This window comes from Schinkia azotoformans LMG 9581 (genome assembly GCF_000307855.1).
Lineage (GTDB): Bacteria > Bacillota > Bacilli > Bacillales > Bacillaceae_J > Schinkia > Schinkia azotoformans.
Genome location: NZ_AJLR01000040.1, coordinates 122,370 through 141,641 on the forward strand (window position 1 = coordinate 122,370; position 19,272 = coordinate 141,641).

Annotated in this window: 22 protein-coding genes and 1 other RNA gene; 15 read left to right on the forward strand and 8 right to left on the reverse strand. The window is 36.5% G+C overall.

The window, feature by feature from the left end; translation table 11 throughout:
* Nucleotides 1-74 precede the first annotated feature (74 nt).
* The 3 genes from rnpB (at nt 75) to BAZO_RS04920 (ending at nt 2,868) form a co-directional block, all read left to right on the forward strand.
* Nucleotides 75-470: RNase P RNA component class B (gene rnpB / locus BAZO_RS21565), an RNA gene on the forward strand.
* Between the two features lie 187 nt (nt 471-657).
* On the forward strand, nt 658-1,488 hold the full coding sequence (locus BAZO_RS04915) for an undecaprenyl-diphosphate phosphatase (RefSeq protein WP_003330208.1): 831 nt from the start codon (nt 658-660) through the stop codon (nt 1,486-1,488).
* A 96-nt stretch (nt 1,489-1,584) separates the two neighbouring features.
* Nucleotides 1,585-2,868, forward strand: a complete 1,284-nt coding sequence (locus tag BAZO_RS04920) for a purine/pyrimidine permease (RefSeq protein ID WP_003330209.1) — start codon at nt 1,585-1,587, stop codon at nt 2,866-2,868.
* A 52-nt stretch (nt 2,869-2,920) separates the two neighbouring features.
* Here BAZO_RS04920 and BAZO_RS04925 read toward each other — a convergent pair whose 3' ends face one another.
* Together BAZO_RS04925 and BAZO_RS04935 are read right to left on the reverse strand one after the other, a co-directional pair.
* The gene (locus BAZO_RS04925; RefSeq protein WP_081585640.1) at nt 2,921-3,412 is read right to left on the reverse strand and encodes a peroxiredoxin; all 492 of its coding nucleotides are present in this window, start codon (nt 3,410-3,412) and stop codon (nt 2,921-2,923) included.
* 122 nt (nt 3,413-3,534) lie between these two features.
* Nucleotides 3,535-4,797 carry an FAD-dependent oxidoreductase gene (locus BAZO_RS04935; RefSeq protein WP_003330213.1) on the reverse strand — a complete coding sequence of 421 codons (1,263 nt, stop codon included), beginning with the start codon at nt 4,795-4,797 and terminating at the stop codon, nt 3,535-3,537.
* A gap of 218 nt (nt 4,798-5,015) precedes the next feature.
* On the opposite strand from BAZO_RS04935, the gene BAZO_RS21570 reads away from it, so the two are divergent.
* The 3 genes from BAZO_RS21570 to BAZO_RS22645 all read left to right on the forward strand — a co-directional run bounded on the left by BAZO_RS21570 (nt 5,016) and on the right by BAZO_RS22645 (nt 5,972).
* Entirely contained in the window at nt 5,016-5,180 is a 165-nt protein-coding gene (locus tag BAZO_RS21570) for a YozD family protein (protein WP_003330214.1), read from the forward strand.
* A 142-nt stretch (nt 5,181-5,322) separates the two neighbouring features.
* Nucleotides 5,323-5,529: a YozQ family protein gene (locus BAZO_RS04940; RefSeq protein ID WP_003330215.1), complete on the forward strand. Its 207-nt coding sequence runs from the start codon at nt 5,323-5,325 to the stop codon at nt 5,527-5,529.
* A gap of 287 nt (nt 5,530-5,816) precedes the next feature.
* Nucleotides 5,817-5,972, forward strand: a complete 156-nt coding sequence (locus tag BAZO_RS22645; protein ID WP_003330216.1) for a hypothetical protein — start codon at nt 5,817-5,819, stop codon at nt 5,970-5,972.
* A 51-nt stretch (nt 5,973-6,023) separates the two neighbouring features.
* On the opposite strand, the gene BAZO_RS04945 is transcribed toward BAZO_RS22645, so the two are convergent.
* Together BAZO_RS04945 and BAZO_RS04950 are read right to left on the reverse strand one after the other, a co-directional pair.
* Nucleotides 6,024-6,308 (reverse strand): hypothetical protein, encoded by a 285-nt coding sequence (locus tag BAZO_RS04945; protein WP_003330217.1) that lies wholly within the window; start codon nt 6,306-6,308, stop codon nt 6,024-6,026.
* Between the two features lie 38 nt (nt 6,309-6,346).
* Nucleotides 6,347-7,576: an MFS transporter gene (locus BAZO_RS04950; protein WP_233276100.1), complete on the reverse strand. Its 1,230-nt coding sequence runs from the start codon at nt 7,574-7,576 to the stop codon at nt 6,347-6,349.
* Between the two features lie 188 nt (nt 7,577-7,764).
* On the opposite strand from BAZO_RS04950, the gene BAZO_RS04955 reads away from it, so the two are divergent.
* Genes BAZO_RS04955 through BAZO_RS04965 form a run of 3 tightly spaced genes read left to right on the forward strand, consistent with a single transcriptional unit; the run spans nt 7,765 to nt 9,814 of the window.
* Nucleotides 7,765-8,535, forward strand: a complete 771-nt coding sequence (locus tag BAZO_RS04955) for a phosphosulfolactate synthase (RefSeq protein WP_003330219.1) — start codon at nt 7,765-7,767, stop codon at nt 8,533-8,535.
* Nucleotides 8,536-8,559: 24 nt separating this feature from the next.
* Entirely contained in the window at nt 8,560-9,105 is a 546-nt protein-coding gene (locus BAZO_RS04960; RefSeq protein ID WP_003330220.1) for a histidine phosphatase family protein, read from the forward strand.
* 13 nt (nt 9,106-9,118) lie between these two features.
* Entirely contained in the window at nt 9,119-9,814 is a 696-nt protein-coding gene (locus tag BAZO_RS04965) for a phosphoadenylyl-sulfate reductase (protein WP_003330222.1), read from the forward strand.
* Nucleotides 9,815-9,903: 89 nt separating this feature from the next.
* Here BAZO_RS04965 and BAZO_RS04970 read toward each other — a convergent pair whose 3' ends face one another.
* Nucleotides 9,904-10,521 (reverse strand): YitT family protein, encoded by a 618-nt coding sequence (locus BAZO_RS04970; protein ID WP_003330223.1) that lies wholly within the window; start codon nt 10,519-10,521, stop codon nt 9,904-9,906.
* Nucleotides 10,522-10,659: 138 nt separating this feature from the next.
* On the opposite strand from BAZO_RS04970, the gene BAZO_RS04975 reads away from it, so the two are divergent.
* The 3 genes from BAZO_RS04975 (at nt 10,660) to BAZO_RS04985 (ending at nt 13,995) form a co-directional block, all read left to right on the forward strand.
* Nucleotides 10,660-10,887 carry a hypothetical protein gene (locus tag BAZO_RS04975; protein ID WP_003330224.1) on the forward strand — a complete coding sequence of 76 codons (228 nt, stop codon included), beginning with the start codon at nt 10,660-10,662 and terminating at the stop codon, nt 10,885-10,887.
* A gap of 165 nt (nt 10,888-11,052) precedes the next feature.
* Nucleotides 11,053-12,507: a D-alanyl-D-alanine carboxypeptidase family protein gene (locus tag BAZO_RS21105; protein WP_003330225.1), complete on the forward strand. Its 1,455-nt coding sequence runs from the start codon at nt 11,053-11,055 to the stop codon at nt 12,505-12,507.
* A gap of 39 nt (nt 12,508-12,546) precedes the next feature.
* A complete protein-coding gene (locus tag BAZO_RS04985; RefSeq protein WP_003330226.1) occupies nt 12,547-13,995 on the forward strand; it encodes a phosphodiester glycosidase family protein in 1,449 nt (482 codons plus the stop codon).
* A 39-nt stretch (nt 13,996-14,034) separates the two neighbouring features.
* Here the strand turns inward: BAZO_RS04985 and BAZO_RS04990 are convergent, their stop codons facing one another.
* On the reverse strand, nt 14,035-15,069 hold the full coding sequence (locus tag BAZO_RS04990; protein ID WP_003330227.1) for a ThiF family adenylyltransferase: 1,035 nt from the start codon (nt 15,067-15,069) through the stop codon (nt 14,035-14,037).
* Between the two features lie 169 nt (nt 15,070-15,238).
* On the opposite strand from BAZO_RS04990, the gene BAZO_RS04995 reads away from it, so the two are divergent.
* Nucleotides 15,239-17,047, forward strand: coding sequence for an aldehyde ferredoxin oxidoreductase family protein (locus BAZO_RS04995; RefSeq protein ID WP_003330228.1), 1,809 nt, complete (start codon nt 15,239-15,241; stop codon nt 17,045-17,047).
* Between the two features lie 61 nt (nt 17,048-17,108).
* On the opposite strand, the gene BAZO_RS05000 is transcribed toward BAZO_RS04995, so the two are convergent.
* Nucleotides 17,109-17,381 (reverse strand): MoaD-like domain-containing protein, encoded by a 273-nt coding sequence (locus BAZO_RS05000; protein ID WP_003330229.1) that lies wholly within the window; start codon nt 17,379-17,381, stop codon nt 17,109-17,111.
* A 1-nt stretch (nt 17,382) separates the two neighbouring features.
* Nucleotides 17,383-17,661 (reverse strand): ubiquitin-like small modifier protein 1, encoded by a 279-nt coding sequence (locus BAZO_RS05005; protein WP_003330230.1) that lies wholly within the window; start codon nt 17,659-17,661, stop codon nt 17,383-17,385.
* Between the two features lie 153 nt (nt 17,662-17,814).
* Between BAZO_RS05005 and BAZO_RS05010 the strand changes: the two genes are divergently transcribed.
* Both BAZO_RS05010 and BAZO_RS22915 read left to right on the forward strand, forming a co-directional pair.
* Entirely contained in the window at nt 17,815-18,585 is a 771-nt protein-coding gene (locus BAZO_RS05010; RefSeq protein WP_003330231.1) for a sporulation protein, read from the forward strand.
* A 344-nt stretch (nt 18,586-18,929) separates the two neighbouring features.
* Entirely contained in the window at nt 18,930-19,052 is a 123-nt protein-coding gene (locus tag BAZO_RS22915) for a hypothetical protein (RefSeq protein WP_087946148.1), read from the forward strand.
* Nucleotides 19,053-19,272: the final 220 nt, after the last annotated feature.

Sequence of the window (19,272 nt, forward strand, 5' to 3'; positions counted from 1 at the left end):
AAACATTGACTTCCGTGAACTCAATTGATAAAATAAACAAAGTAAGATATAATAAACAAGCAATACTTCATACAAAACTGGCGAGAATCGCGCAGATCTTGTATCTGTGAGGAAAGTCCGTGCTCGCACAGGCTGCGATGCCTGTAGTGATCGTGCCTAGCGAAACCGTAAGCTAGGGCAGCTCTTTCCAAGAGTTGACGGCAGGGAAAATACCTAAGTCCATTTTGGATATGGTATGACTACCTTGAAAGTGCCACAGTGACGGAGCTTCAATGGAAACATTGGAGGTGGAACGAGGTAAACCCCACGAGCGAGAAACCCAAATTTGGTAGGGGAAGTGTCTGGAGGGAATTGAACCGAACAGACACCATAGCCATTAAGGCTGTGAGATAGATGATTCTCCATTCAAGTGCGAGAATACTTTTCGTATTCATTTGCAGCACTAAATGAACAGAACACGGCTTACAAGGTTTTGTATGAAACCAATTGTGAAAATAAACTGAATGATGTAAAATGACGGACTTTGCAGCTAATTATGCAAGTCCGTTTTGTTTTATAATGACAATAGTAATTCATAGTTATCATCAAGCGAAAAGTATGCTATATTTGTTAAGTCTTTGTTATTTTCTAATTAGATAGTAAAAGGAGTTTAATAGTATGGATTTTCTTACAATTTTAAAAGCAATTATCCTTGGTATGGTTGAAGGATTGACGGAATTTGCGCCTGTTTCTTCGACAGGACATATGATTATTGTTGATGATATGTGGCTGCAATCAGAACAATTTTTAACGAAATATGTGGCTAATACATTTAAAGTAGTTATTCAGCTCGGTTCAATATTAGCTGTTGTCGTTGTCTTTAAAGACCGTTTTATTGAGATGCTGGGACTTGGAAAACGAGGGAGGCAAGCCCTTCATGAAAAAGGACATCTTAAACTAACACATGTGATTGTTGGCTTAATTCCTGCTGGAATTCTAGGAGTACTCCTCGAAGATATGATTGATGAACATTTATTTACAACTGGAACAGTTCTAATCGGTTTAGTTTTGGGTGCCATCTTAATGATTATTGCTGATAAATTCACTAAAAATAAACCAATGGTTCAAACGGTAGACCAAATTACTTATAAACAGGCATTTACAATCGGCTGCATTCAATGCCTTTCATTGTGGCCTGGATTTTCGAGATCAGGTGCAACGATTTCTGGAGGCGTTTTAGTCGGTTTAAGCCATCGTGCCGCGGCTGATTTTACTTTTATTATGGCTGTGCCAATTATGGCTGGTGCAAGCGGTATATCATTTCTTAAAAACTTAGAATATTTTTCATTCGATGCATTGCCATTTTTTATTCTGGGTTTCATTAGTGCTTTTGTATTTGCTTTAATTTCTATCCGCTTTTTCTTAAAGCTCATCAACAGGATAAAACTTGTGCCGTTTGCAATTTATCGTATAGTATTAGCTGCTGTGATTTATGTGGTTTATTTTTAAATAGCAGGAAAGGGACTTACCCCAAACACGGTAGGTCCTTTATTATTTTGAATATTTCAATGGATGCTTTTTAATCGGCTGTAAGGAGAGAATACGATGAAGAATATCATGCCTACGCTCCAATGGTTACTGTTTATGGTTTCAGGGAGCATCGTTACACCAATTGCAGTAGCAGGTATTTATAATTTTAATGTTGATCAAACGATTGATTTTATCGCAAGAACCTTCTTTGTATTAGCAATAACAGGGTTACTGCAAGTTTGGTTTGGACACCATATGCCTGTTTTAGAAGGGCCGGCCGGTTTATGGTGGGGGATTTTTGCTTTATACGCAAATTTAGGAGTCGTTATTTACGGTTCCTTGGAAAATACGTTACAAACATTGGAATTTGCATTGCTTATTAGCGGGGGAATCGCCATCCTTTTAGGTCTCTTTGGGCTGATTGAAAAAATTGCAAAATTTTTTACCCCGGCGGTCACAGGGACTTATATGATTTTATTAGTTGCCCAACTAAGTGGTTCATTTTTAAATGGGCTCCTAGGCGTAGATTTAACCGGAAAAATCTCATATAAAATTGCCATTTTATCATTTATTATTGTTTTGATCTCATTTTTAACAGCTCATCATTATATATTAAGACAGTTTGGTATTGTGATCAGTATCGTAGTTGGTTATATTTTATTTTCTGTTTTTGGTCTTTCAACACCATTTCATGAAGCAAAATCCTTCTTTAAGCTACCTCAACTTTTTGCATTTGGATCCCCTAATGTAGATTGGGGGATTGTACCTACTGTATTTTTTATTACATTGCTACTAATCACGAATATGTTAGCAACGGTCAAAGTTGTTCAAAGTGTCTTAAAAAGGGAAGGGAAAAAGATTCCGGAGATGCCCGGAAAAAAAACAGGGGCAATTATGGGGATTAGTCAGCTCTTAAGCGGATTATTTGCTTCTGTAGGTTCTGTACCAATCTCAGGTACAGCGGGCTTCATTGCAACAAGTAAAATTATTAGCAGAACACCTTTTATAATTGCTTCCCTTGTTATTATTGTTTTAACGTTCTTTTCACCAGTGATTGCTGTAATTGCAACAATACCTGCTGCAGTTGGATATGCAGCTATTTTTCCAGCCTTCTCAGGACTGTTGTCTATCGGCATTAAAGAATTGTTTTCAAGTGAAGCAGTTGAGAAAACAATTAGCAAAGTCGTTGTGCCACTTTTTGTCGGTTTAGGTGTGATGTTCATTCCAACCGAAGCTTATTCTTCATTGCCGCCACTAGTTGCTTCAATTCTAAGTAATGGGCTTGTATTGGGAACGATCATGATCTTATTAGTGGAGGTTATTGATGTAAAAAAACAACAATTTAGAAAAAATCAATAAATAAACACCCTCATTACTTGGAGCGTGTCCAAAGTAATGGGGGTGTTTATTATTATTTATTTTCAAGTTTTCTTAAAACTTCGAAGATCTCTTCGTTTTCAGGAAGTTCGCCGATTGGATGTACATCAATAAATTGGATAATACCTTCTTTATCAATGACGAACAATGCGCGCTCGCTCATTCCATTTTCATGGCGCACTCCATAAAGGTCTGTTACTTTACCTTGTGGGTAGAAGTCAGAAAGAAGTGGGTAGCTGATGCCACCTACAGATTTTTGCCATGCTTCATGGCTAGGTACACTATCTACGCTAATACCCAAAACTTGAGTATTTAAGCCTTCAAACTCATCGAGGTCATCTTCGTATGAAGGCATTTGCGCGCCTCAGACTGGTGTCCAATCTAAAGGATAGAATGCAATAAATACATTTTTTTTGCCAAGATAGTCAGAAAGAGTGACTTCTCGATCGCCGTGTGCTTTTAGAGTAAAGTCAGGGGCTTTATCTCCAACTTTGAGCGTTTTTGTTTCAGTTGCTCCTTTTGGCACAGTAATTCCTCCTTTTATAACAAATAATTTATTTATAATTAACCAATAAGGGAGAACACCCTTTTGGTAATTATCACAAAAATATTGTAATTGTTAAAATCTTTATAAGCAAATTGTGCTTATTAGCTGTACTGAGCTTTCATTGTTTTACGTTTGTTAACATGTTGATCTGCTCCAAGCGCAGCAATACATCCATCTGCAGCCGAGATAACAGCTTGCTTAATGAGAGTACGACGTGCATCACCGCCGGCAAATACGCCGTCAACACTAGTACGTAATGCCTCATCAACCATTATATACCCTTCCTCATCACGTTTAACCGCATCTTTTAGGAAATCTGTGCCTGGTTTAAGTCCTGCAAGGTATAAGAAGACACCATCAACTGCCCATTCTCCTTCATGCTTGTCAGCGTCTCGAATTATAAGCTTTTCAACTTTTTTATTCCCGATGATTTCTTTCAAGCGGTGATTCCAATATATTTTTACATTATCAAGCTTTTCAAGTTCATCTGTATTTGCTTCACCTTTTAACTTATTGGTTGGAACAAACAGCATAACTTCTTTAGCAAATTTAGCCAAAGCTTGTGTTTCGTGAACAGCTTCTTCCGTATCTCCAACTACACCAACAATGCGGTCTTTAAAGAAGGCAGCGTCACAAGTTGAACAATAGCTGACACCACGACCTGTATATTCTTCTTCACCTTTAATTTTACTGCCAGGTGCTTTAGCACCAACCGCAATAAAGACACTTTTTGCTTTAATTGTCCCCTCAGGAAGTTCAAGCAATTTAATATCTTCGTTCGAAAAATCTACGCTTAACACATTCGAACGAACAAAAGTTGTTCCAAAATTATGGGCTTGTACATGCATTTTTCTTAGAAGTTCTTGACCAGTAAGCTCCTCTGGAACTCCTGGATAGTTAGCGATTTTATGTGTAATGGCAAGCGTTCCTGAAGCAGGTGCTTTATCAATAATTAATGTTTTTAAGCGGGCACGGGAAGCGTAAACAGCTGCTGAAGCTCCAGCAGGTCCTGCCCCAATGGTTACAAAATCATAAACATCATCAAACATTTCCTTTGTTGGCTCTTGGAAGAAGTTTTCAGAGGATTGTTCCTCACTGGTATTAGTTGGTTTATTTGCAGCGATCATTTCATCAGTAATTCCAAGAGCTTTTTTCATTTTCTTAGGCCGATATCCGATAAAGGCTTCACCGTTAATATAGACAACTGGTGTAGAGAACATACCTTCCTTATGAAGATCTTCAAAATAGGCAGGGTTTTCAGTTACATTTCGTTCCTCATAATCATAACCCCATTCTTTAAATTCCTTTTTCATTTTTTCACAATAAGGACAACCGGTACTGCTATAAATAATTATTTCAGCCATTTGAATTACTCCCTTTTTCAATTAATTTTGATTACGAATTAAGAGTTATATTTTATAATAAAGATTAAAATATATTAATTATTAATTTATAATTATTATAATCTGTAGAAAAGAGGCTGTCAACTTAATTGGACATTTTTTTATTTTTAAAAAATGTATTCATTTACGCATAAAATTTTCATATATATAAATAAAATTCTTTTTTTTGGGGGGTATATATGAAAAATATTGTTATTGACTCAGACGATATTGCAAAATTTTTTTATGAAAGATTAATTCAATCCGGTTTTGTTCCATCAGAAGAAGAGACATTAATAATCGCTGATATAGCTTTTGATTATTTATTAAGTATTGGCATTATTGAAGAAATTGATGATGAATAATCAATAGCCTATATCGAATTTTCCCCGTTTCCCCCCTTTTTTACTACAGGTCATGCCTTCCTATTTTTTTAACCTCCCATTATGAATTCATTAACAATAATTACATAAACTATTGTTGTCCGACAAAAAGGAGGTATGAAGGATGACGCAAAAAGCTCAGAACAACAATGAAATTGCAGAAAAAAATTATCAACCGCAAGACTATACTAGTAAAAATGAGCTCAATTCAGGCTTAGCAACCACCCATGAACAAGTGAGTGATACGTATGCAGAAGGTACGCTTGAAGCAAAAATTGATAATGTAAAAGGTCAAGATATTGAAATCCCGCGAAAAGGCTATGAAGCTTAGATTTTTGAGGCTAACTTCTAAGCCTCTTTTTTTCGAAGGGAGGGAGCTTTCTGCCATATCTAAATATTGACAAAGCCTCACTGATGAAATGTACAAAGCAGGTCTTTACTACCAACGAAACATTATTATAAGTTTAATAAATTAATTGACAAATTTATGCAAAAACTAGCAACCGTTTCGAGTTGAATATTATGTAAATTACAAACTTCGCTAATATCAGCTTAGGATGTCAATTTCTGCGCTTTCCCGAGAAATATTTTATCTTTTAATGATGGAGGTACAGAACAATGAAAAAAAGTACTCAAGTAAGGTCAGAGGCAACTGTTGCACCAGGAATCGATGATGAACAAGGACTGGAATTAAAGGCAACCTCAGAAGATATTAAGAAAGGAAGTACAACAAAGGTCACGATATTATCATTGGATGAAAACGATCCCTCTTGAAATATTATAACGCAAAAATAAAAAAGAGGTACTAAATATTGGTACCTCTTCCTATTTTCCTTCATTATTTTGATTTAGATCTATTTTTTCACCGCCAACAGTCAAGTAACAAAGAATGTCAATTTCTTCTGGCAGCGATTTTTTCATCCCTTGGATATAAGGTTTCACCAAGTCTTTAAAGTCCTCTGTCACGCCATTTTCTGCTTGACCAAACACATATAATTTCTTCTCATCAAATAAAAAGGTTAGAAACCCGACAGGTTTATTATTTTGATCAACAATATTTAATAATTGGTAATCGTTTTTTATCATTTCAGGTGATAAATATATTTGCAAGCAAATGTACCCCCTTTATTAATTTAAATTTCCTTTCCTTATTCAGTTTTTAACTCGAGCGGTTTAAATAGGGATCCCCCCATTTTTGTGGAAGGATTCTCGTTTTTGACGTGAATCATAACCATACATAAAAGCCCAACAAGAAGCGTTAAGCTTGCTGTGGAAAGAAACATACCTGCTCTTGACCATTCCATCAACCATCCATAAATTGGCGGACCAATCGCAACGCCCAAAAATCTTACAGAGCCATATAAGGAGGTTACAAATCCCCTTCGCGTCGTCTCTACTGACCCGGTAATGAAGCTGTTTACACATGGTAGAACTAATCCTGTTCCAATACTTGAAATGGCCAAAATAGCAATAAAAGGGATTAATTTTTCAAAAAAAACGAGCGTCGCAAAAGAAACAGTCATTAAAATAAAGCCAATTACGATCAGTTTTTTCATTAACGGCATCTTTTTGCCAATTTTACTCCCAGTAACATAAGAGGTAATTGTCATAAAAAGAAGAGGTATCGCTAGAATACCGCCTTTTAATACACCGTCTGTGTGATACGTTTTTTCTAATACATCAGAGATATAAAATAAAATTCCAAATAAGGTAAATAAACAGGTAGCCCCTGCTAAATAAGCGGTAAATAACCATCTGCCTTCCTGTTTAAAAACTGAAAACAGTCCTTTAACATATGTCCCGACAGGTGGAGGCTCTTTCTTTTTCTTTTTTTCATGAATAAAAAATATCGTTAGTAAAATCGATAATAAACAAAAGACTGGAAATGCAAAAAATGCTGCATACCAAAATAATAAGGCCAAAAGTGAACCGATAATGGGGGAGACAACTTTCCCAAAGCCATTTGATGCTTCTACGAGACCTAATACACGACTTTGTTGCCCCCCTTTAAATAGGTCTCCTGTTAATGCCATGGCGATTGGGGCCGTACCAGCAGCTCCAATCCCTTGGAGAACACGTCCAGCCATAATCCACATATATGGATCCTTAAACCATGCCGCCGCTGCACCAGCTAATAAACCACCTGTCCCATATGCAATCAAGGCTGGTATAATAACGGCCTTTCTTGTAAAGCGGTCGGATAAATAACCTAAGACAGGAATAGAAATAGCCGCACCAACAGAAAACACAGTAATGATTAAACTAACTTGGAATTGCGAAATATCTAATTCAGATTTCATTTTCGGTAGAACGGGGATAAGCATGGAGTTCCCAAGCACTAAAATGAGCGGAATTGATCCAATTGCCAAAATAGTCATAAATGAATTGTTTTGTTTGGACAAGTGACTATACAGCTCCTTTAATACAAATTCTCATGACTTTACTATTGTTCGAAAAATTTTCGATTCCTATGCAAATAAACATCCCATCGGTTTTAATTGCGATTCACCCTTCAGATAAATGTTGAATAGCATAAACAGAAGGAAAAAGGAGGCGTATATCCTAAATGAACTTTCTTGATATGCCAAAGAGAACTATTGGAAATAGAACATTCGGATTGACATCCATTGCCGATTTTGGGGTCCCAGTTGGACAATTACGATGTATTTTAGATGATTACCATTCTTATATTGATGTAGCAAAATTAGGTGTTGGTTCTGCCTATGTTACCCCAAACTTTGATGAAAAAATCAAATTATATAAACAATATGGAATTAAGGTATATTGTGGGGGAACATTATTCGAAAAATGTTACTATCAGGGAAAATTAGACGAATATAGGAAGTTTTTGCAAAAACATGGGGTAGAGTGGATTGAAGTGTCAAATGGCACGTTGGATATACCTCTTGAAACAAGATTTGATCTTGTCAATGAATTGAAAGCCGATTTTTCCGTTCTAGGTGAGGTTGGTTCGAAAGACCAAACCCAAGAACTTTCTGCTAGAAGTTGGGTATTAGAAATGAATTCATTACTTGAGGCTGGATGTAAGTACGTGATTACTGAAGGTCGTGATTCAGGAACAGCCGGGATTTACAATCCAAATGGGGAAGTAAAGAAATCGATTATAAAAGAGCTTACAAAACAGGTGGATATAAACAGGGTCATTTTTGAAGCGCCAACAAGTAAGCAGCAAATGTATTTCATTAATGCCTTTGGTCCCAATGTTAATTTAGGTAATGTTAAAATGCAAGATGCACTTTTGTTAGAAGCAGAACGAGTGGGATTACGTAGTGAAACGTTTTTTATGGAGCCAGACTCAAATCCCGCCCGCTTATAGTAAAAGGAAAAAGGAGTAGCGGTGATGGAATTATTATTAATAAGACATTTACCAACGGAATGGAATATATCTGGATTCCTTCAGGGTTCACAGGATATTCCACTACTTCCAGTTATTGATGAAGATCTTGCAAAACTAGAGGAAAATAAAAAAGTGATCAGCTCTTTCCAGCCGGAGATTGTCGTTGCCAGTCAATTAAAAAGAACACAACAGACCGCTTTACACTATGGCTTTCCTAATCCTTTTGTTGAACCGTTACTTAATGAACTGAATTTTGGAAAATATGAAGGAATTGAGAAGAAACATCTATTACAGGTAAAAGAATGGATTTCAGATCCTAAATCACTTATATTAGGTGAGCGATTAAGCGATTTTGAAAAGAGAATCTTTCGGTTTCTTAGCAAATATGATCACTTTACTCGTATCTTGGTCTTTGGGCACGGTTCATGGATTCGCGCACTGCTTTCATTAAATCAAATAGGTTCCATAAAGGAAATGAATCAAATCGAGGTTCACAATAATGAATTGATTTACCTTACAATTAATCAACAATTGCTTCAATTGGGATAAGGGGGAGGTTATCTTGCTCACATATGATTCGTGTCCGGAAGAGTTACTGAAAACCATTTCTTTTAAAGAATCAATGGAATGCCTTAAATGGGCCTATAAGGAGTATGGCGAAGAAATCGTGTACGCATGCAGCTTTGGTGCGGAAAGCAGTGTGCTCTTACATTTAATAAGTAAGATTAAACCAAATGCAAGGATCACGTTTATCGATACATCTCTTCATTTTAAAGAAACGTATGAAATACTTAATGAGGTCAAGGAAAAATACCCCGATTTCCAAATCAACTCCATTTATACTAGTATGTCATTAGAAGATCAAGCAAACCAATATGGTGAGAATTTATGGGAAAGAAATCCAAATCAATGCTGTCAAATTCGAAAAATTGAACCATTGAAAAATGAGTTAAAAAAATATAAGGCCTGGATTTCTGGATTGCGCAAAAGCCAATCTGAGACGAGAGCCAATATAGAATATATCAACATGGACCATAAATTTAAAACGATAAAAATTTGCCCGCTAATCCATTGGAACTGGGAAGAAGTTTGGATGTACATTAAGGTACATGATTTGCCTTATCACGAGCTCCATGACAAAGGATATCCAAGTATTGGCTGTAAGGTATGTACAAAACCTGTAACTGGGGATGGAGACTTGCGGTCCGGGCGTTGGCTGAATCATCAAAAAACTGAATGTGGCCTCCACATGGATTAAGCGATGTGAAAACTAAATGATCTATATCAGCTGCCTATACAGCAACAGAGAAAAAGAGTAAAATAAATTCCTACTTGATCAAGTAGGAATTATTTTTTTCGCCAACCAATAGAGGGAGATGAAAATATAGGGAATTCCACTTCAATTATAAAATCAATAATTTTGGTTGAAACCCATTGACACATGACGGCAAAAATAATAATTTTCCAATAGATAACAATGGAAGTTAACAAAAAGATTGAAATATTAATAAAAAACATCACACGTCCGGGTCGGATCCGATAGGAATGTGAAATCATGAGAGCGGGTATAACCATCCCGCCGCTTGATGCCCCGTTACGGATTAACAGTCCGACACCGATACCAAAAATAACACTTCCCATTACTAAATCAATAATGATGTGGGTGTGGGAAAGTGAGACAAAAGTAGTAAGGAGACTAACTGTAACCGATGTAATCGTTACTGCAAACATCGTCCGCATTGTCCACGAGTAACCAAAATATTTCAAAGCAACGGTTAAAAAAATAAAATTAACAATCCATAACCCAAAGCCAAGAGGCATTCTAAAAAAATAATTTAATAATATTGCAAGACCTGCTGCTCCCCCTGATGGGATGTCATGTGGAAACAAGAATAATGACATACCAATGCCTTGAAAAACTGCCCCAATTAATAAAAGCAAATAAGTTATGATGTGTCTCTTCATATGGGATTCCACTTTCTATTATTTACTTTGTTCTTGTCCATATTATGTTTTCGAGCGATAAATTATGAATTTTTAAGAGTAATAGATTTTTTAAATAAAATAAAGTAGGATAGTTAAATAGGGTGGTGCGAGAAATAAATGAACCAACAAAAAGTTAATTGTTTTAAATGCAGACATTTCTATACGACGTGGGATGTACGGTTCCCAAGAGGGTGCAAGGCTTACGGCTTTAAATCGAGGCAAATTCCTTCAGATTATGTTCAACAAGTGTCAGGCCATGCTTGTATGAAATATGAGGATAAAAATAAACCTCCGCAACGACAAATCAAACAAATAAAAGATAATAATGGGGGATACCATATTTGAATGGCATCCCTATTTTCAAAATGCACAATAATTTGTGTTCCCTCTTTATTGCACTTTTTGCCAATTTATTCTACGTAAAGTAATCAATTTGAATTTTTATGTCATACATTGAGGGACAGGCTCATACATTTTATCATATATTTCTAAATAGGATGTGTGAGCTTAATGAGATATTTATGGATTTTTCATATGATGATCATTATGACTTTTCTTTTCATTGCGGCGCCATCTGTTTTTGCGGAGGTAAGGACAGGACAAGCTGTGTTTAAGGATTTGATTATCGATGATGATGGAAGAGAGATAAAAGTTTCAGAGCCGGTGATTTTATTTGAGGGGCAGAATTACTTGCCATTACGTGCCGTGACTAATAATCTTCAAAAAAGTGTATATATTGATGAACATACAAACAATTTGGTTATTGGAGCTAGGTTTCCAAATGAGGAACAACCCTCCAAGGAACCTGTTGAAGCATCACAGTATCGACCAAGTTTAAAATTTGATGGGCAGGTTTCATCAAATGGTATCATTATAATGGAAGATAATCAGAAAAATGTAATGTTTGAAAAAAATGGCTACTCTACCTATTATCCCGCCAGTACGACGAAAGTACTAACAGCACTAATTGCGCTTGAACTAGGGTCTTTAAATGATCAAGTTATAGTTTCAGAGAATGTAAACAAGCTGCCTAGCGATAGTCGCAGGGTATTTATTCAACCGGGGGACGCACTCACATTGGAACAGCTTCTATACGGAATGATGCTTTATTCTGGAAATGATAGTGCATTGGCCATAGCTGAGCATATTGCTGGTTCTGAAGAAGCCTTTGCAAAGTTAATGAATGAAAAAGCGAAAGAAATCGGTGCCATCCACTCTAATTTTGTTAATCCACATGGGTATCATCATCCTGATCACTATACAACACCATACGATTTGGCATTAATATTAAAAGCGGCAAGTGAACATCCGTTATTTTTAGATATTATCAATACCCCTGTTTATAAAGCAGTGTATACAAATAAAAAAGGGGAAAAGGTTGTAAAAACCTGGGATACAACGAATAGTTTTTTGAAAAACTCAAATTTGGCTATCGATGGAATTATCGGTGGCAAAACCGGTTTTACAACCCCTGCTAAACGTACTTTAGTTACGGTTGCTGAACATAATGGCCATCGATATTATGTTGCAGCGTTAAAAGGAGATTCAGTCGGCAGATACATGGATACAAGGAAGCTATTGAAAATGGCCTATCAAAAAAGAGCTGCATATGACCAAGAAATAATAAAAAATATTAATGTGGCTTTTTTTGATCATTCATTGGAAATAGGGGATCAAAGCATCGCTTCACCTGGACAAATATTTATTTATAAGGGAAGAACCTATATCTCTCAATCTTTCTTAAGTCAAATATTAGCAGATGTTGATCAACTTACTGCAACTGATAATAATATTAAAATAAATCTTGAGCCAAAATTTGCATTTGAAGAAATCGTGAAGCCGTTGTCCATGTCACTTGTTAAACAGCAAAATAAACCGCATATACAAAATAAATTGATCGCTCATTCCTTTTCTTCATTGTTAGCCTTTTCTTACTTTAAAAGTCACTCCTTTATGGTAAGGTAGAATAGAAGATTACGTACCTAAGGTAAAAGGGGTTTTGTCATGGGATTTAAAAGGTTTATTCTAGTATTTTTCATAATAGGAGTTTTTTCATTTTTTAATCATGCTAACACAACTGGCGCTGAGGGAACTGCCTTATTAGATATTGACAAAGGACGTACATATGTACCGATTCGCTTTGTAACTGAACAATTTGGTGCAGAGGTAACTTGGAATGGGGAAGACCGTACGGTTTTGATTAATAATCAATCGAAAACTGTTATTTTAAAAATTGGCGACCAAAAGGTTGAAGTCAATAAGAGGATCGAGCAAATTGATGCACCACCTTTTATAAAAGACAGTATTACCTATGTGCCGCTTAGATTTATTTCAACGGTATTAGGGACAGAACCAGTATGGGAACCTAAAACGTCAACGGTTAAAATTGAATTGAACAAAAAGGTAATTACCTTATCAACGATCCCGTATAACTCAAAAACAGTAACAAAAATAAATGGAACCAAAGGAAGTTCAATAACGGAGACCGTCAAATCTTTTAAAGTCGGTGCAAAAACATTCAAGGCAAATGTGATTACTGTTGATTTGAATGACCTAGCGCTCGATTTGAAAGTTGCTATTGCAAAAGACAGGGTTGGTCAAGTAGAATCACTGGCTAGTATCGCAAAGCGTAATGGGGCAGTGATAGCCATAAATGGAACTTTTTTTGATGCTTATACAGAAAGTAAAGAACCATATGGAATGATCATTGCTGATGGAAAAATCGTTTGCGTAGGAAAAGAGCGTACTGTCTTTTCATTTGATGCCGATAATAATGTTTCTTTTGGAATTATGAATCCTGAAATTAAAGGTTCTACCAACGGTTCCGATGTATGGCCTAATAATTGGTATTCCTATTGGCTGAATCGAACACCTTCATTTAATGCAGCGGCAAACGTTGTTGTTTTTACACCTGATTGGGGGGATTCGCTTGGATTTCCCCATGGGACAAACGTCATTGTAGAAAATGGGAAAGTGAAAGAAATTGTAACAGATAAAGATGTTAAAATTCCTAAAAATGGATTTGTTATTAACCTTATGGGATCGGAAGTTCATACTTTATTGTCACGGTTCACAGTTGGAACAACTGTTGACTATGAAGTGGTCGAAAACAGTAATAAATTAGAGTCCATTGATGGTGCAATTGCTGCAGGCCCCCGTTTAGTAACGGATGGCAAAATTACAGTTGATTTTGATAAAGAGGGTTTTAAAGATCCTAAAATCAGAACACAAAGTGATGCCAGAAGTGCGATCGGTGTTACTAAAGATCAAAAGCTGATTTTCTTAACAACCACCTCAACTATTATTGATTTAGCTGAGATTATGAAACAAGCTGGGGCCTATCAAGCTATGAATCTTGATGGCGGTGCCTCTAGCGGGCTTTATTATAATGATAAGTATATTTGGGCACCAGACCGTGAAATTAGTAATGCTATTTTGGTGATAAAAAAGTAATGTGATAGGCTGACTGCCATTTAGTCAGCCTAGTTTATTTTAAGAGCCGATATATTTAGCATAAATTGCTTTGGCTTTCGTAATATCATCTGTTCCCTGAATCATGACCCGGCCGTTGTTAAAAAGAATTATTGTTATTTCATCAAGATGACATTTTAATAAAAAAGGATTAAGTTCAACAGTGCTAACATTCAAAAGAATTTCCTTCATTTTTTCTAAATCAACTTTATGTTCTTTTCTCGGTGTAATTTGCACGGCATTCCGTCCACATAATGCTGCATAATCATCACCCTGAAAAGCAGCATTCAAAAATTCAAATTCATGCTTTTCACAGGCAGGGCATTTTGGATTTCTACTATTAGATATATCCATTTTCATTTCATCATTTAACCAAATATCGAATTGTTCTAAATTTGGATTTCGATTTTCATGATCTTGAACAATTAATTTTATCACTTCAGTTGCTTCAAAGCTTCCGACTAAATGGGTGACGGCTGAAATGACACCAACCATATCACAGGTTTCTGACTGGCCTTTAGGAGGATTCGGGAACAGGCAACGATAACAAGGCCCGTGGGTAGGTGTAAAAACGGCAAACATTCCTCTAGAGCGGACAGCAGCCCCGTGGACCCATGGAATGCTGTATTTAATTGAAATATCATTAATTATATAACGGGTAAGAAAATTATCAGTACCATCAATAATGACGTCTACATCTGACAATAGCTCTTCAGCATTCCAGGCATGAATATCCGTGACAACAGGTTCGATTTTGATCGAGGAATTAATTTTGATAAGCTTTTCATAAGCAGCCACTGCTTTAGGCTTATTTTCCAATGCATCATTTTCGTCATATAACATCTGCCGCTGCAAATTTGTTTTTTCAACAAAATCTCTATCTATGATTCTTATAAAGCCAACTCCACTTCTTGTTAAATGATTGGCAATGACTGTTCCTAATGCACCCACACCAACGATAGCGACGCAGCTTTTTGCCAGCTTTTCCTGTCCTGCTTCACCAATTTGTGAAAATAATATTTGTCTAGAATATCTTTCTAAATATTTATTTTCCATACAATCACATCCGTAAATTTAGAATATTAATACTTTTCACTATTTATTTTGACCTTATTATTGTATAATATATTCAGTGAAAAGTGGAATAATAGGCAGTTTCTTTATGTAAAATGAAATGAAAACGCTGTTATTTCGTCCAACTTTATTTTAAAAAGGGGTGTATTTCATGAACTTAGGCGGATTTAAAAACAAGGAAGTAGTGGTTGATTTAACTCAAGGACAGGTTACATACCGAGAAATCAACGAAGATTTAGCGAAAAAATATATCGGTGGACGAGGCCTTGGTGTTAAATACGTATTTGATAATGGACCAGAGGTGGAAGCACTTTCAGAAGAAAACATCCTTTGCTTAATGACAGGACCAGTTACAGGCTCACGTTCAACGATGAGCGGAAGACTATGCTTTGTTACAAAATCACCGTTAACAGGTACGGTTACGGACTCTCATATGGGTGGTTGGTCTGCTGCAAGGCTAAAATGGGCTGGAGTAGATAATGTTATTTTCAAAGGAAAAAGTGACAAGCCCGTCTATTTATATATTGAAAATGGTGAAGCAGAGCTTCGTGATGCAAGCGATCTTTGGGGTAAGAGTGTCCGCGAAACCATTAATCAATTAAAAGATCGATATGGCAAGGACGATTTAAGTGTGATCACCATCGGTCAGGCTGGGGAAAACCAAGTTCGCTTTGCTTCATGGATAAATGAAAATGACCGTGCTGCAGGTCGGGGAGGTACAGGTGCTGTTGCCGGTTATAAAAACTTAAAGGCAATTGTTATCAAAGCAGCGCAAAAAGGGAATATGCCTGAACCGAAGCAAAAGGAAAAATATTTGGAAGCTAGTAAAAAAGCAACAAAGGCCATTATGGATGGCGGCCTAACAGCTCCTAAAAAAGGTGGATTGTCGCTTTACGGTACGAATGTATTAATGAATATCATTAATGAGGTAGGTGCTTTACCAACTGCTAATTCCAAGTTTTCTAATTTTGATGGTGCAGAACAGCATAGTGGTGAAGCAATTCGGGATTCAATTCTAGTTTCAGAGCCTGCGTGCCATGCCTGTCCTGTTGCTTGTAAGAAAGAAGTAGAGGTAAAAGAAGGAAAATATAAGGTCAAAGTTGAAAGCTTTGAATTTGAATCTGCTTTTGCGTTTGGATCAAACTGTGGCTTGGCTGACAAAGAACCAATTGCCTTCTTAATTGATATTTGTAATGAATATGGAATGGATACAATTGAGCTTGGTCATGCTTTATCAGTGACAATGGAAGCATATGAAAGAGGCTTGACTGAAGAAAAGCTCGATTGGGGCGATGCCGACCGCATGATTGAGATTGCGAAGCTTGTTCCATTCAAACAAGGTATTGGGGCCATTTTGGCCGAAGGACCTGCCGCTGCTGCAGCCAAATTCGGTGCACCGGAAATTTCAATGTCCGTAAAAGGACAATCAATTCCTGCTTATGACCCTCGTGGAATTCAAGGAATTGGTCTAGGATATGCTACAAGTAACCGTGGTGCTTGTCACTTACGCGGCTATACAGTAGCAAGTGAAATCGCTGGTATTCCCGAGCCTACTGACCGTACTAAACCAGAAGGAAAAGGCGAGCTATTAAAAATATTCCAAGATTTATTATCATTCTCTGATTCTATGAATATTTGTAAATTCTCATCTTTCTCTGAAAATGCTGAGCATTATGCTGAGCAATACAGCACGATGACAGGTAATGAATTAACGGCAGATGATGTAATGAAAACAGGTGAAAGAATTTATAACCTTGAGCGTTATTACAATAACCTAGCTGGTTTTAACAAACGTGAAGATGATTTCTTACCAAAACGATTTACAGAAGAGGGTGGATCTGGTAACAGTAAAGGTCTTGTAAGCCGTATGGATATCATGCTTGATGAATACTATCAAGTCCGCGGCTGGAGAGATGGCGTCGTTTCAGATGAGAAATTAAAAGAATTAGAGATTATCTAATTCACCAAAATGAAAAGTCTTGCGTCCCGACTCTTATTCTCGAGTCCTGCGCAAGACTTTTTTATCCGCCAACCCTCGTTGTTTTTTTGCGGTAATTTTTAAGCAGAGTATCTAATACTTCTTCCGTTTCTGCTTTAAACCTAATATGGACGGCATTTACGAAAAAACTGGAGGTAATTTTGATTTCTTCTTCATACAAAATTGATGATTCCCAGTTTGTCCCTTGAATTATTATCGGAAATTGAGTAGTTTTTTGGGTACCACCAAGTTCCTTGAAATAATCTAGCAAATGCGCTAAATGTATACCCCTAAACTCTAATTCCGTTTGGACCATATTACCCTCCCGCAACCGGAGGAAATAACGCAAATTGATCATCAGGATTTATTTTTGTTAGTAGGCCGTCTTTGTGAATAATATTATGTCCATTAATAAAAACATGCACAAATGACTTCAGTGTTCTTTCCTCAGTGAAAATTTCATCTTCCATAGCTGGAAACATTTTGACCAATTCTTCTAAAATATCAATAACAACAAGTGATGCTGTTTCAACTTCAACAACACTCGCATTACAAATTTCTCTTAGATTTGCAAACACTTTAACTTGAACTTTCATCAGATCCCTCCTAGTCTCTATTTTATTATAAATAGGGCTGTTCCAAAAGTTTAGTCACTCGTCAAAGAAAATTTTTTGAAGCCTTATTTCATAATCTATCCAATATTGTTATGATGTGGATATGAGTAATTATTTTTAATGTGGAGGTATGGCATGTCATTTTTTGATAAAATGTTCGCAAGCGTTGGGATTGGTGCAGCAAAAGTTGATACGATTTTAACGAATGATAGACTCATTGCAGGGGACGATGTAAGTGGAAAAGTTGTTATCCTAGGGGGAAAAATTGAACAAGAAATTGATGAGATTTATTTAAAGGTCATTACCAGCTATGAAAGAGAAAGGGACGACAAAAAAATAAGGGAAGAATGCGTCATCGGTAAGTATCGTTTGACAGATCGGTTTACAATTAGGGCAAATGAAAAACGGGAAGTCCCTTTTTCCTTTGAGCTACCTATTGATACACCTGTTTCTTATGGAAAAACGAGAGTGTGGGTTGAAACTGGCTTAGATATTAAAAATGCCATTGATCCATCAGACCGTGACTATATTGATGTGCATCCTTCTACACTTATGAGTCAATTTCTTAATGCTGTTACAGACCTCGGATTTCGTTTACGCGAGGTGGATTGCGAAGCAGCTCCACATCGTCTAAGACGGAGATTACCCTTCGTTCAAGAATTTGAATTTATTGCAACAAAGGGGGAATTTAGAGGTCGACTAGATGAACTTGAGGTTGTATTCCTTGAAACTAGCCATGATCGAATGGATATCCTTTTGCAGGTCGATCGTCGCCCCACAGGTTTAGGCAGTCTATTTTCGGAAATGTTAAATCTTGATGAAACTAATCTTAGATTGACTGTAACTTCTGCAGAAATTCCTTTAATTAAAGAGAAATTACTACAAATTTTAAGAAAACATTCCTAATAGCACCCGAGATGGTGCTTTCTTTTTTACTAGCAAAAAAATCATTATTTTTGAAACTTTACATATATCTTTAACGTATTTAAAGTGTAAACATTTTCCGATAAGGGAGTAGATCCAATGTTAAAGAAAATATTAAAAACATTATTAAATTCTAACCATCGTCGCTAAAGCAGCAGTGATTACAAAAAAAAATATGTATAGAAAGAATGGATACCATGGCCATTCAAGTTATGGTCTTGTGTCGAAGAAGTAATTCAGATGTTAGATCAATTAATTTTTGAATCAAAATTGCCGAAGTAATCCAAACTAAAGATGAATTTCAAAACATAACAGGAGGGTTACAAATGGGCAAAAAGCCTCGCAACAGCTTACGTGAAAAGAAAAATAATCATACACCCGATGATGTTATTCAGGCAAAAGAAATCGCACATGCGAAAGAATATTCCGCAACTGGAAGAAAACGATAGGCTGCCTACAAGGTAGTCTTTTCTATTGTCTAGCTTCAGCGCCCAGCGACTCGTAAACTTCACCCACCTCCCTACGATAAGTCAACATCGCTTCGCAATTACTCATCGTGTTTCCTTTATCTCAGTCGATGGGCTCCAGTTTTGTCGTGCGCTAAACGGGCGCTTCCGCTTTTCTAATTATTCACAAAATGTTCAGTTATAGCCCATTTTTATATATAGT

Coding starts and splice junctions, on each gene's coding strand:
- BAZO_RS04915 (WP_003330208.1), top strand. CDS start 658: ATGGATTTTCTTACAATTTTAAAAGCAATTATCCTTGGTATGGTTGAA.
- BAZO_RS04940 (WP_003330215.1), top strand. CDS start 5,323: ATGACGCAAAAAGCTCAGAACAACAATGAAATTGCAGAAAAAAATTAT.
- BAZO_RS04935 (WP_003330213.1), bottom strand. CDS start 4,797: ATGGCTGAAATAATTATTTATAGCAGTACCGGTTGTCCTTATTGTGAA.
- BAZO_RS22915 (WP_087946148.1), top strand. CDS start 18,930: ATGGGCAAAAAGCCTCGCAACAGCTTACGTGAAAAGAAAAATAATCAT.
- BAZO_RS04950 (WP_233276100.1), bottom strand. CDS start 7,576: ATGACTATTTTGGCAATTGGATCAATTCCGCTCATTTTAGTGCTTGGG.
- BAZO_RS04985 (WP_003330226.1), top strand. CDS start 12,547: ATGGGATTTAAAAGGTTTATTCTAGTATTTTTCATAATAGGAGTTTTT.
- BAZO_RS04975 (WP_003330224.1), top strand. CDS start 10,660: ATGAACCAACAAAAAGTTAATTGTTTTAAATGCAGACATTTCTATACG.
- BAZO_RS04995 (WP_003330228.1), top strand. CDS start 15,239: ATGAACTTAGGCGGATTTAAAAACAAGGAAGTAGTGGTTGATTTAACT.
- BAZO_RS04990 (WP_003330227.1), bottom strand. CDS start 15,069: ATGGAAAATAAATATTTAGAAAGATATTCTAGACAAATATTATTTTCA.
- BAZO_RS04920 (WP_003330209.1), top strand. CDS start 1,585: ATGAAGAATATCATGCCTACGCTCCAATGGTTACTGTTTATGGTTTCA.
- BAZO_RS04960 (WP_003330220.1), top strand. CDS start 8,560: ATGGAATTATTATTAATAAGACATTTACCAACGGAATGGAATATATCT.
- BAZO_RS05000 (WP_003330229.1), bottom strand. CDS start 17,381: ATGGTCCAAACGGAATTAGAGTTTAGGGGTATACATTTAGCGCATTTG.
- BAZO_RS21570 (WP_003330214.1), top strand. CDS start 5,016: ATGAAAAATATTGTTATTGACTCAGACGATATTGCAAAATTTTTTTAT.
- BAZO_RS21105 (WP_003330225.1), top strand. CDS start 11,053: ATGAGATATTTATGGATTTTTCATATGATGATCATTATGACTTTTCTT.
- BAZO_RS05010 (WP_003330231.1), top strand. CDS start 17,815: ATGTCATTTTTTGATAAAATGTTCGCAAGCGTTGGGATTGGTGCAGCA.
- BAZO_RS04970 (WP_003330223.1), bottom strand. CDS start 10,521: ATGAAGAGACACATCATAACTTATTTGCTTTTATTAATTGGGGCAGTT.
- BAZO_RS22645 (WP_003330216.1), top strand. CDS start 5,817: ATGAAAAAAAGTACTCAAGTAAGGTCAGAGGCAACTGTTGCACCAGGA.
- BAZO_RS05005 (WP_003330230.1), bottom strand. CDS start 17,661: ATGAAAGTTCAAGTTAAAGTGTTTGCAAATCTAAGAGAAATTTGTAAT.
- BAZO_RS04955 (WP_003330219.1), top strand. CDS start 7,765: ATGAACTTTCTTGATATGCCAAAGAGAACTATTGGAAATAGAACATTC.